Source organism: Paenibacillus hunanensis, from assembly GCF_014645615.1.
In the GTDB taxonomy this organism is placed as follows: Bacteria; Bacillota; Bacilli; order Paenibacillales; family Paenibacillaceae; genus Saccharibacillus; species Saccharibacillus hunanensis.
The window spans coordinates 222,069-234,440 of record NZ_BMMB01000001.1; the positions used below are offsets into that span (position 1 = coordinate 222,069).

The 12,372-nt window shown below is 46.9% G+C and carries 9 protein-coding genes; 4 read left to right on the plus strand and 5 right to left on the minus strand.

Going from position 1 to position 12,372, the window contains the following annotated elements:
* Positions 1 to 35: 35 nt before the first annotated feature.
* Genes IEX62_RS23995 through IEX62_RS00825 form a run of 3 tightly spaced genes read left to right on the plus strand, consistent with a single transcriptional unit; the run spans position 36 to position 2,047 of the window.
* A complete protein-coding gene (locus IEX62_RS23995; RefSeq protein WP_188773515.1) occupies positions 36 to 221 on the plus strand; it encodes a hypothetical protein in 186 nt (61 codons plus the stop codon).
* The gene (locus IEX62_RS00820) at positions 218 to 1,126 is read left to right on the plus strand and encodes an ABC transporter permease (RefSeq protein ID WP_188773516.1); all 909 of its coding nucleotides are present in this window, start codon (positions 218 to 220) and stop codon (positions 1,124 to 1,126) included. Before IEX62_RS23995 ends, IEX62_RS00820 begins: the two co-directional genes overlap by 4 nt.
* 15 nt (positions 1,127 to 1,141) lie before the next feature.
* Positions 1,142 to 2,047, plus strand: a complete 906-nt coding sequence (locus IEX62_RS00825) for a carbohydrate ABC transporter permease (protein WP_188773517.1) — start codon at positions 1,142 to 1,144, stop codon at positions 2,045 to 2,047.
* A gap of 229 nt (positions 2,048 to 2,276) precedes the next feature.
* Here IEX62_RS00825 and IEX62_RS00830 read toward each other — a convergent pair whose 3' ends face one another.
* Positions 2,277 to 3,278, minus strand: a complete 1,002-nt coding sequence (locus IEX62_RS00830; RefSeq protein WP_188773518.1) for an ABC transporter substrate-binding protein — start codon at positions 3,276 to 3,278, stop codon at positions 2,277 to 2,279.
* A gap of 96 nt (positions 3,279 to 3,374) precedes the next feature.
* Entirely contained in the window at positions 3,375 to 5,390 is a 2,016-nt protein-coding gene (locus tag IEX62_RS00835; protein ID WP_188773519.1) for an AraC family transcriptional regulator, read from the minus strand.
* 220 nt (positions 5,391 to 5,610) lie between these two features.
* On the opposite strand from IEX62_RS00835, the gene IEX62_RS00840 reads away from it, so the two are divergent.
* Complete coding sequence (locus IEX62_RS00840; protein ID WP_188774011.1) at positions 5,611 to 6,051, plus strand: DivIVA domain-containing protein; 441 nt, start codon at positions 5,611 to 5,613, stop codon at positions 6,049 to 6,051.
* Positions 6,052 to 6,412: 361 nt separating this feature from the next.
* On the opposite strand, the gene IEX62_RS00845 is transcribed toward IEX62_RS00840, so the two are convergent.
* From IEX62_RS00845 to IEX62_RS00855, 3 genes are all read right to left on the minus strand, one after another.
* On the minus strand, positions 6,413 to 7,309 hold the full coding sequence (locus tag IEX62_RS00845; RefSeq protein WP_188773520.1) for a TetR/AcrR family transcriptional regulator: 897 nt from the start codon (positions 7,307 to 7,309) through the stop codon (positions 6,413 to 6,415).
* A 210-nt stretch (positions 7,310 to 7,519) separates the two neighbouring features.
* Entirely contained in the window at positions 7,520 to 10,642 is a 3,123-nt protein-coding gene (locus IEX62_RS00850) for an efflux RND transporter permease subunit (RefSeq protein ID WP_188773521.1), read from the minus strand.
* Positions 10,635 to 12,152, minus strand: a complete 1,518-nt coding sequence (locus tag IEX62_RS00855; protein WP_188773522.1) for an efflux RND transporter periplasmic adaptor subunit — start codon at positions 12,150 to 12,152, stop codon at positions 10,635 to 10,637. Before IEX62_RS00855 ends, IEX62_RS00850 begins: the two co-directional genes overlap by 8 nt.
* Positions 12,153 to 12,372 lie beyond the last annotated feature (220 nt).

The window sequence follows — 12,372 nt, forward strand, 5'->3', positions numbered from 1 at the left end:
AAAAGCGACATAGAGCAGAAGGGCTCGTTCTATCCTTGCTTTTGCCGCCAGTATTACTTTCAAAATCGCCAGTAACCGTAACCGTAACCGTAACCGTAACCGTAACCGTAACCGTAACCGTAACCGTAACCGTAACCATAACCGTACAGCTAAGGATGGATCGATCAACAGGCGAGCTTCAACCTACCAACATCTACGATTACAGGGAGGATAGACGATGACATTTCTGTATGAGCTACGCAAGCACGGGGCGCTATTCGTCATGGCATTGCCTGCGCTGATCCTGCTGGTGCTATTCAACTATATGCCAATGTTTGGCGTTATTCTCGCATTCAAAAACTATAACTTTTATGACGGGATTCTAGGCAGTCCGTGGGTCGGGTTTGATAATTTTAAATACCTGTTCAAAGGCGATGCCTGGCTGATCACGCGCAATACGCTGCTGTACAATCTGGTCTTTATCGTCATTGGACTGATTCTATCGGTAGCGCTGGCGATTATACTGGATGAGATTCGTAGCCGCTTTTTATCGAAAACCTATCAGACGATTCTCATCATGCCGTATTTTCTATCGTGGACGATTGTTGCGCTTATTTTCTACGCCTTTTTGAGTGCAGACAAAGGGATTGTGAATCAGCTGCTCTCTTATATGGGCTTTCATCCGATCAACTTCTATACGGATATGACCTATTGGCCGTACATCCTTATCTTCGTCTTTTTCTGGAAAAGTGTCGGCTATAACAGCATCATTTACCTCGCTTCAGTAACAGGCATCTCGCCCGACTATTATGAAGCAGCCACCATTGATGGTGCGAATAAATGGCAGCAGATTCGCTACATTACGCTGCCGTGCCTGCGCCCGATCATTATCATCATGACGATTCTAAGCATCGGTAAAATCTTCTATGCGGACTTTGGACTCTTTTATCAGGTGACGTATAATTCCGGTGCGCTCTATCCGGTGACGCAGGTGATCGATACGTATGTCTACAATGGGCTCGTTACGATGGGCAACTACGGCATGACCGCGGCGGCAGGGTTGTATCAGTCCTTTGTCGGCTTTGTACTTGTCATTCTCACGAACTGGATTGTCAAAAAAGTCGATCGTGACAGCGCATTGTTCTAAAAGGAGGGCTGTAGCATGGAGCACACATCCAATCGATTCAACCAGCTTCCACGTAGCTGGAATATGGTATTTCATACGCTTCTGACCGTACTGGCGGTGATTTGCATCATTCCAATTATACTCGTGTACGCCATTTCCTTTACGAGTGAAGCCAGCTTATCGGCAAAAGGCTATCAGTTCTGGCCTTCGCAGTGGAGTCTGGATGCATATCGCTATATTTTCCGTAATGGCGAGCAGATTGTACAGTCGGCTTATGTGACGATTGGCGTCACCGCTATGGGGACGCTATTTAGCCTGATTGTGACTTCGCTGTTCGCTTATGTGCTGTCCCGTCGTGATTTTCGTTATCGTAATATTATGGCATTTTTACTCTTTTTCACGATGCTATTCAATGGTGGATTGGTGCCCTCGTATATTGTGAATACGAATGTGCTGCATCTGGCGGATACATTCTGGATTTTGATTTTGCCATATTCGCTCAGTGCGTTTAATGTGATTATTTTACGTACATTTATGCAGCAGTCGATTGAGACGGCTATTCTGGAGGCAGCACGGATTGATGGGGCAGGAGAATGGTATATTTTCGGACGGATTGTCCTGCCACTATCCAAGCCAGGACTGGCTACGGTCGGCTTGTTCACACTCGTCACGTACTGGAATGACTGGTTTCTCGGACAGCTCTATATTACGAATCCGAAGCTGGTCAGCCTGCAATACATGCTGATGAAGCTACAATCGAATATCGACTTTGTGACCAATAACGCCACTTCGGCAACGAACAATATGCTGCTCGCCCAGATTCCAGCCGAAGGTGCACGGATGGCAATTCTCGTGATCGTGCTGACACCGATCCTATGCGCGTATCCATTTTTCCAGAAGTATTTTGTTAAAGGGTTAACGATTGGTGGGATTAAAGGATAAGATTGAAGAGCAAGCAACTGAGGTAGATATACATGCAGTTTGTGCGCAGATTATTACTATAAATCATAGTGATGACCTAAAAATAGCCTGATTCCAACGCCTCTATGCATGCGTAGGATCATGCTATTCCGTTATAAGCTATACGTAATACATCATACAAAACAAAGTATAGTCAGTACACGATACAGGCGTTCATTATCCAATTATGCAATCTTGTTAGCCGGCAACATTATTTACTTTTAGCTACAATCATATCTGCAAGTAATCCCATCTGACCTACGATTGATTCTGGATCGTAGTAAGAGAACGTATCATACGGCAGATCGTACACCTGACCACTTTTCACAGCGGGCAAGTTTTTCCAGATTGAGCTATTTAGGATCGTGTTTTTCTGTGCTTCGGTCGTGCCGTCGTTAAAGCAGATAAAGATATGATCGGCATTTGCATATTCCGGCAAACTTTCAAGCTGAATCTGTAAGATCTGCTTGCCGCTGTCGATCACTTCTTTTTTTACATTTTCCAGTGGTTTGAATTGCATACCATCATACAATGCATACCCACCGCGTCCATAGTTATCGCCAAGAATAGCAACATCCTTCTCACGTACATTGATTAACACCGCAGTTTCGCCAGGTTTGACGACATTTTTAATTTTGGCACGTGCAGCCGTAGCGGCTTCATCGTATTGCTTGAGCCATGCCTCAGCCTGTTGTTCACGTCCAAGTAGCTTGCCGAACAATTCGATTTCTTCTTTTGGATTTTTGTAGGCAGTGTACGGAACATATAGCGTAGGTGCGATTTTGCTCAGTTCATCATAGGCTTTCACATCAAAGTCGTTGATAACGATCAGATCGGGATGGAGCGCGATTACCTTTTCCATTGATGTAGGTGCCCCAACGTCTTCGATCCCTTGTTCCTGTTCTTTCAAGAACGGACTGCCCATCCACCATTCTTTGTTAGCACCAACAGGCTTCAGACCAAGCGCGATCAATGTACCATGATAGTATGTAGATACGATGCGCTGCGGATGTGCAGGGATCGTAATCTTTCCCTTTGCCGTATCAATCGTTCGCGTAGCGGAAGTGTCAGTCGATGCTGCATTGGATGATGTAGTCGCAGCCGAATCAGATGATGCCGGAGTGTTTTGAGCTCCACAGGCAGCGAGCAGCATGCATAGCATCACCGTTAACGCTATCATACAGGCTGATTGGGAAAACAGCCGATTATTCATATTCATTCCTCCTATTTACTAATTGATAATGATTATCAAATAGAATCATATCAACCTGTTGCAGGAACGTCTATGGACAATGATGATAACTTACAATCACAAATATGATGCGATGCTATCCATCCATGCCTGGAGCTGCAATTGCTGAGAAAGTGGATCGAATCCGTAAAAGAGATGTCGATCCATCATATGCACCTGTCCTGATTGAACAGCCGGTAATTGTTGCCATAGTGGAGATGTCATAACTGGAACCTCTGTCTGTCGCTGTGTTCCATACTGTGCTGCATTCTGATGCTCCATCGGATAATAAATCACAATCATATGATCAGCCGCATAATGGTGCAATTGTTCCAGTGATACTTCTATATTCAGACGCCCTGTATCAATCAGTTGCTGACGTACTTGTACTGGAGGTTCACAGTGGAGCCCATCATAGATAAGAGATCCGCCCATACTACGTAAATTACCATATACATATACTTTCTCTGATACGATCTTGTAGATGCCTACCGTTTCACGTCGCTCCAACCAGCTCTGCATCTGTTGTCTTGCTTCTCGTAGCTTCGTATCCCATTGCTGTAGCCATTGTTGCGCCTGCGGACTGCGCTGCACTCGTTCTGCCAGCCAGAGCCATTGTTGCCGCCAGTTATAATGCTGGATGTCTAGCCGTTGTACTGGTGCATAGATATGTAGCTGCTCACTTTGCGGATCATCGTCATAGGCAAAGACAAGATCAGGCTGTCGCTGCTGCAATAGAACAAGTGAAGGAGCAGGAAGGAGAGCATGCGTCTTATTCTCTACGTTCGTTGCACTTGCTACATGCGCTTGCTTATCTGTCTGCGTATGCTCATCCTCCGCTTGCTGCAATGCTGCATGCTCGACAAGCTTCACCAGCTCTGGGAAATGGCGTAGCACCTCCATATCGATCTGTCCGGCAATAGGCACGATGCCTAGCTGTAGCAGCATCGCAGTTAGTGGCATATTCCAGCTTACATATTGCTTGGGCGCAGTAATATACTGTCGTGGTGGCATCCCGAAGTGCTGCCTGAATTTACGGCTAAAATAGTGCACATCACTATAACCGCAACGCCGGGCAATCTCCTCCAGACTGGTCTGTGATAATTGCAGCTCCAGCCGTGCCTGATGCAGTCGTAGCCGGGATAAATAATCGCTGAATGAACATCCCTGACGACTGCGAAATACCCGTGAAAAGTGCTCTGGTGTCATTCCCATCTTGCGTGCCAGCTCATCTCGCCGCAAATCATCACGGAAATGAGCTCGTACATATTGAAGCATTTGCTGAAAGGATAAATGTTCGTCATGCTTTGCTGCCGCTGTCTCCAGCGCAATCAGATGCAACAGCTCATAAAAGCAGCGATACATAGCGAGCATCGTGATAGGCTGCTGAGCATGGGGGGAAGTCATATTCACATTATAATTTTCCAGCTCATTGCACAATCGTAGCATCTCGGCGGGGGACTGAATCTGTAGCATGATCGGTGTGCTCTGCGAATCACTCAGCATCTTATCTATAGGGAATAACCCGGTTGCGGCTGTAACATTCGAACGAAAAACAAGTCGCTGAAGCATCAGCGGCTGATTATCCGAGCTGCCGATATGCATGCCAGTTTGATCCGGGCAAAATAATACCTGCTGCGATGTCATGACCATTTTACGCCCGCGAATAGTTACCTCAGCCTGACCTTGATGTACAAAAAATAAGGTATCTCCATCAGCTACATTCCATTCCTGCCCGTTCACCGCATCAAAATGCAAACTTGTAAACGACACTGGAATCCAGAGGGGGAGAGAGGTGGATGTAATGGAAGTGCTCCATGTAGATGTATGATGATCATCCGTATCGTTCACATGCGTTGCACTAGCTTCTAATGTAGTATACTCACCCTGTATGATCTGATCGATAATCGCTTGGTCGATGTTCTGCTTTTTCAATTGCTCACGGATGAGCCTAATTTGTTCATCCGCTAGCTTTCCTAGATAGCGGATTGTCCTGTGGCGTGCATTGCCATCGGCATCACGATACGATTCTACCAATCTATAATATGTATAGATTCGCCCGTCACGCTGTACGGATTGTTTTTTCAAAAACATACTATCGCACATCCTTCGTATTCGCTTCAATTAGGGACTACATCATTGTATCATTAAGGACTACAGCATCCGCTTTTATTTTGCCGCAAACAAGTGCTAATGAAAAGAGCATTATCAGGCAAGGATGGACATTTTGCCAAACGCATCGTTTGTGATACATTAATAAGCAGATAAAGTAGCGGCTAAAGGCACGCGAACAGGAATGAGGGGATTGATGAAAATGGCTGTAGATGAGAATTATCAGCGCAAGCTGGAAGAGCAGAAGCGTCTATTCAAGCAGCTAGGCATCCAATTTGATGCACTTACGATTCATGAAAAGGATTTTCCGACCAAAATGCGAGGCTATTCGCAGGAAGAGGTCGACTATTTCCTCGATGATGTTATTCAAGATTACGAACGCTTTTACAAAATCATTACCGATCTGCTGGATAAATATAATGAACTGCAGCGTCGTCAGACCTACGAGAAGGAACGGGCGTCTCTGGAACGCGAGCGTGCCGCAGCCGAGCAGGAGCGTGCATTCGCGCGTGCTCGTGCGCTTGAAAATGGCGTGGATCGCGCTGTCGTTACCGAGGCGATTACCAGTCTGGAGCGTACGATTGCTCAAATGAAGGCGCGTCTGGACGAGCAGCAGCGTGGTGACAATAATAGTAATTATTGAACCAGACTATAGAACGATAAGCTGTAAATCACGAACGCTGAAGGATAAACGAGAAGTACTAACTGAATATCGAATGATGTCTACCCGATAGCAAGCAATGAATGATAGCGAGCACTGAACGGGAGTGATTAGGTATCAGTGACGCGATACCATGTGCATCTATACACTGAACCAATAGCATGATAGTATTCTCTATCTTCCATACTTCAAGATACAATCTAACAATAATCAAAAACAGGACGACTTTCCCCTCAATCACAAGGAGCAAGTCGTCCTATTTATCGTCCTGTACGTTAGCACAATTACCTATCATTAGAATACATACGCTAGCCATCCATCATCAATCCAGCGCTCGACAATCCTACGTTTCACGCAATGAAAGCACACGCTGTAGCTTCAACGTATATTCCTCCAGCGCGTCATACCCCTTGAGGAACTCAAGCAATGCCCGAATCATACCGGAGCGGCGCTCCATCCGTGTGATCTCTTCCTCTAGTGAACCGAGCACCTGCCACAATTCAGCTCGCTCCTGCTCGTCGACCTCGATGCTGTGAAGAGTACGCTTCATCGCAATCAATAGCTCATGAATCAGAATACCTTGAAACACCGGGCTTTTCTCAATCTGATCCGGAGACATGTCCACACTTGACCAATCCCATACCGGCTTATAATCAGTCTGAATCATATTGTGAACCATATGATCGACCAGCTTGGTGAGCATATCGCTCAATTCACGAATCGGAACCTGTGGTCGAATACCGATGATCGGCAAAAACATAAATTGCATGAGCATCGCTCGTACCATAAAAATAATATCGTATACAAATGGATCAACCTTCGGCCCATAAATCTGATTCAAGCAATCGGTGCACCATTGATTGGTTTGATATTCAATATACAGGCAAGCATGCAGTAGCTTCTCATTTTGCAAAATGCTTTTATCATGGAGTGAAACCATGATGGAATGAATTTTACTTTCTAATACGCTGTTGAGCTGTAGATCGATAAAGCTGGCGAGTCTTTTCTCTGGTGGTTGATCGGTTGCCGCATACAGTCGTTCAATCGTTTCACTAATCGTTCGTCCATGCTCCTTGACCGTTGCAATGAGCACATCTTCCTTACTCTGGAAAAACTTATAAAACGAAGCCTTTGCCATGCCACTTTCCTTGGCAATCTCATCGACTGAGGTTGCGGTATATCCTTTTTCAGAGAAAAGCCGAACCGCCGCTTCAATAATATCCTGTTCCTTTGTTTTCAAGGGCGCTTCCTCCTGGCTTTCTACGATATGAATCTGCATCGAGATGAGATGCTCGTTCGTTTGATTTTGGTGATGAAAATGGAGCAAACGGACATGAATCTGTCCGTTTGCTCGCTAAATGATCATTACTCCGTATTATGCATGCTGCTTGCCACGGATGCAATCCGTGAATGAGAAATGCGGGTAGATGGAGCACGATCGATTATTTAATTACACTTTTGGAGAAGCGTTCAGCTTTTCCAGTCTTCTTTGCTTACGCTCTGTCTTACGTACCTGACGTTTTTCTTTCCAGCGTGCGACCACCATATACAGGGATGGCACGACGAACAGTGTCAGGATGGTCGAGAAGATCAGACCGAAGATAATAACAACGCCGAGTGGACGGAACAGCAGCTCACCGATCGTAGCGATCGGGATCATACCAACAATCGCAGTTAGCGATGTGAGCAGGATTGGACGGAAACGAGCAGAAGCGGCTTGAATTACAGCTTCTTTGAGCTCCATGCCTTCATGACGTGCATCCTCGATAAACTCGATCAATACGATACCGTTCCGTACGACAATCCCCGCAAGTGCGATAATCCCCATGACGGACATAAAGCCGATCGGTGTACGTGTCAGGAACAGACCGAGAATACCGCCTGCTGCTGCGAGATAGACCGTCGTCATAATGATGAGCGGAATCGAGAGCGAGTAGAACTGAATTACGATCAGAATGAAGATCAGGAATACCGCGACAACGAACAGTTTACCCAGATCGCCGAATGTATCCGCCTGGTCGGACGTTTCGCCGCCAATCTCATACGTATAGCCTTCCGGGAAATTCATCTGTTGCAGCTTCGGTGTAATATCCTGCATAACCTCAGTAGCGGTACGACCATTCACATCCGCTTCAATCGTATTCACACGCTGTAGATTGTAGCGACCGATCTGTTGAATTGAAAATGTTGGCTTCAGGCTAACGATCTGTGACAGTGGAATCTGTGTACCTGCCGAGTTAGTCACATTGACCTGTTGCAGCAGTGTGGTTGGGCTAACCGTCTGGGAGCCCTTCATATACAGCTTCATATCAATCAGGTCTTCGCCATTATCGAAGTTACCTACGTTCATCCCGCTACCCATCATGAGCAGCGTTTGTGTCAGGTTAGAATAGGTTACCTTGTAGCGATCCATCGCCTGCTTATTCACGACAAAGTCGAGTGCATAGTTATCGATGCCCATGCTATCGCTAATGCCGTAAGTGCCTGGAGTATCGCCAATAATTTGCTTAATCTGGTTAGAGAGGGAACGAACTTCCTCGATATCATCACCCAGTACGCGGATCGATACGGCTTTACCAACCGATACGCCGACTGCTGTACCACTTACAGTCGTCTGGATACCGGGATAGTCTTTATCCAGCTGATCTGCCCAGCGGTCTGTCGTTTGCTTTACATTCATGCCATGCTGTCCAGTGATTAGAATCTGACCGACACTGGAGCCACTACCGGACAGTACGCTCAGGTTGGTGAACAATTGTGGTGCGGCACCACCCGAAGCATATGCCATATTTTCAACCTCAGGCTGCTTTTTCAGCCATGCCGCCATATTGTGGACGACCTTATCGGTTTCTTCCAGCGATGTACCGGAAGGCATACGCACATTGACTGTAATCTGCGGATCTTCCGAGGTTGGGAACAGCTCGATCGGTGTGAAGGCTGCCAGTCCATAGGCAAATGTACTCACAACCAGACCGATCAGCGCGACGATCATTGGACGCTTCAATACTTTTGGCATCAGACGGTGCGCATAGCCATTGCTGACTGCTTGAATTTGTCTACCGAGCAGACCAGCCGGGCGATCCTTACGACGACGTCCGCGCTCGATCTGACGATTTTCATACCATTCCCGGAAAATAGGAATAATCGTCAGCGACATGATCATGGAGGCGAGCATACAGAGCGAGATAATCGTCGGAATCGGACGAATAAATGCACCCATATCACCCTGCAATACCATAAGCGGCAGGAAGGCAGAGATCGTTGCCAGTGTCGCTGTAATGATCGATATAGCGACTTCCTTTGTTCCTTTTAAAGCGGCATCGGTCGGGCTTTCACCGAGCGTGGATAGCCTTCGCTCGATATTGTCATTGACGACGACCGCGTCATCGACCAGTATCCCGAGTACGATAATCAGACCGACAATCGTAATCTGATTGAGTGTAATGCCCAGACCAGGCAAGAAGATCAAGCCCAGCGCAATCGAGATCGGAATCGCTAGTGCAACAAAGCCTGCTGTCAGCCAGTTCATACCGAGCGTACAGATCAGGATAACCGCAGCGATAGCGATAAGCATTTCACGAATCAGATCACCGAAAATCCGGTTCACCTCATCATTTTGTGCGAATAGCGATACCATGGTGACATTAGAAGGCAATGTCTTTTTCAAAACATTCATCTTTGCCGTCAGACGCTCATTCATCGTTGGTACGTCAGAGCCCGTCTGGCTACTTACGTCCAGTGAGATCGAAGGAACGCCATTGTAATAGCTCAAGTACGATTCGGTTTCTTTGGTCAGCTCGACATCGGCAACATCCTTCAGGTAGACAGGAATACCGGCATCGGTCTGAGAAACAACGATATTTTTTAATGTGTTATAGTCGGTAGCTTTATCAACAGTTAATTGATAGTTACGATCCTGATACGTGATATTACCGGTAGGTACACGGTTATTTTCCGATTGGATCGCCTGTCTTACCGTTTCCCACGAAATGCCGTATTGCTGTAGCTTCGACATATTCGCATCGATACGTACCTGCTGATCTGGAATACCTTGAATATCTACATTTGTAATACCAGGTACAGAACGAAGCTGATCACGCCATGTGTTCATCAGATCGCTCAGTGCATAGATGTCCTGCTTTGTTTTGCCATAAATCGCGAACGATTGGACAAAGGTCTGAGTCAGATTATCATTAACCGTCGGCTTGTCTGCATCGGCAGGTAGCTCTGCCTGTGCATCCTCCACCTTACGGCGTAGCTCATTCCATGTATCCTTGGCATTGGCATTATCCTCCGCTTGAACTGTAATAGAGGAAACGCCATTGCTTGAGGTGGAGGAGATCGTTTTGAGGTTGGTGACCTCCTTGATCTTTTGCTCCAGCACCTCGGTAACGGTCTGCTCCATCAGCTCTGGACTGGCGCCTGCATACGTAGTGGTAACAATTGCAGTTTTGATCACGATATCCGGCATCAGCTGCTTCGGCATCTGACCAAGCTGTACCAGTCCGAACAGAATGAGCATCACAAAGAACAATAATGTGATTTTACGTTTCTGAACGAAATACTTAATCATTGGCGCTTGCCTCACCGTTTGCATCGGTTGAAGCTGCACCCGACTGGGCATTACCGTTCGTACCCTTAGCGTTCGTTGTCGCAGCTTCACTTACCTTCAGATCATCACCATTGAAGAGACGGTCGGCACCGCGTGTTACGATCTTGTCGCCCACTTTCAGACCGCTGGTCACTTCATAGTTATTATTGTACAGATTGCCCAGCTTCACAGTCGTTTTTACAGCCTTCTTATTCACAACCTTGAATACATAAGGCTCACTACCGGAGCTAACGACAGCTTGAGCAGGGACGAGCAGCCCTGTTTCGGAAGAAGCCTGACGAGACGCATTCACGACCTGACCGGGCTTCCAGTCCAGATTCGGATTGCTGATCGCAACCTCAACGCTGATCGAGCCTGTATTTTCGTTCGTTTGTGGATATAGACGAGTTACTTTACCTGTGCGAACGGCGTCATACAGGCTAATGCTAACTTGCTGACCGACACGCCACTCATTAATCTCGCTATCCGGTACAGGCAGCAGTACTTTAAGGCGATTGATCTCACCGATCGTATACATCTCTGTACCCGCGCTTACCGTTTGTCCCTCCGAAATCGCTTTGGTCAAAATCGTACCGGAAGCCGGAGCCTGCATAGCAGCACGAGTCAAATTAAGCTGTGCCGTATCACGAGAAATGACTGCCTGGTCATAACTAGCCTGCGCTTGTTCGACCCCAGCGTTCGCTTGCTCGACTGCGGCATTCGCTTGAGCGACACTAGCCTGTGCATTTTCAATCCCTACCTGTGCTTGCTTGACCGCAGCGGCAGCAGAAGCACGATCGGAGTTTTTCGCACCAGCGAGGGTGAGGGAAAGCTGCTCCTGAGCATCCTTGAGACCAGCTTGAGCATTTTCCAGTGTCGTTTCTGCTTGTTCCTTTTCTTGTTGAGTAAGAAGACCATTATCGAAAAGAGTTTGTGCGCGGGTGGCAGCAGTTTTGGCTTGATCATAGGCGATCTGAGCTTTGTTGACTGCATTTTGTGCTTGAGCGCGTTCCTGTGGACGTGCACCATCAAGTACGCCTTGCTGACTTGCTTTTGCGCTCTCAAGCTGTGCACTTGCAGACGCGACTCCAGCAGCGGCAGCCTGTTGACCTGCTCGTGCATTGGTCATCGATGCTTTGGCGCTCGACAGGGAAGCTGCGGCTGCGGCAACCGATTGATTCGCATTTTCGACCTGTAGCTGTAGGTCGGCAGTGTCCAATGTTGCCAGTGTAGCTCCTTTATTGACGCGATCCCCAACATCAGCTCTCACCGAAGCGACGGTTCCGTTGATGCGGAAGGATACAGGTGTTTGATCATAAGCAGCAAGTGTACCGGACAGGTCATAGACCGCATCAAGCGGTTGTTCCTTTACGGTTGTCACTTCGACGGTTGTCGTTGCCGGCTCGACAGCAGCATTATTTGCTGTTGAACATGCCGTCAGACTTCCAGCAAGCAACATCGCTGTAATGGCCAGAGGCCAACTTCTTTTCATGTTACAGGTTCCCCCTCTAAACTCTCCAGTTTTTTTTATACTCTCTAGTTCATGGCTGAATTATAGAATTAATTCAGACTACTTGTCAATTGTAGCAATCCTTACTTAAAGTGTACTCAATCCATGGGTTGAGATTGTTCATCTAACAAATCAGTCTTGGAACGGAGGCAAAGGAATTAATTGGAAAAATAAAATATGCATAGCCATTCCAGGAAGTGTT

Coding starts and splice junctions, on each gene's coding strand:
- IEX62_RS00820 (WP_188773516.1), top strand. CDS start 218: ATGACATTTCTGTATGAGCTACGCAAGCACGGGGCGCTATTCGTCATG.
- IEX62_RS00825 (WP_188773517.1), top strand. CDS start 1,142: ATGGAGCACACATCCAATCGATTCAACCAGCTTCCACGTAGCTGGAAT.
- IEX62_RS00830 (WP_188773518.1), bottom strand. CDS start 3,278: ATGAATAATCGGCTGTTTTCCCAATCAGCCTGTATGATAGCGTTAACG.
- IEX62_RS00835 (WP_188773519.1), bottom strand. CDS start 5,390: ATGTTTTTGAAAAAACAATCCGTACAGCGTGACGGGCGAATCTATACA.
- IEX62_RS00840 (WP_188774011.1), top strand. CDS start 5,611: ATGGCTGTAGATGAGAATTATCAGCGCAAGCTGGAAGAGCAGAAGCGT.
- IEX62_RS00850 (WP_188773521.1), bottom strand. CDS start 10,642: ATGATTAAGTATTTCGTTCAGAAACGTAAAATCACATTATTGTTCTTT.
- IEX62_RS00855 (WP_188773522.1), bottom strand. CDS start 12,152: ATGAAAAGAAGTTGGCCTCTGGCCATTACAGCGATGTTGCTTGCTGGA.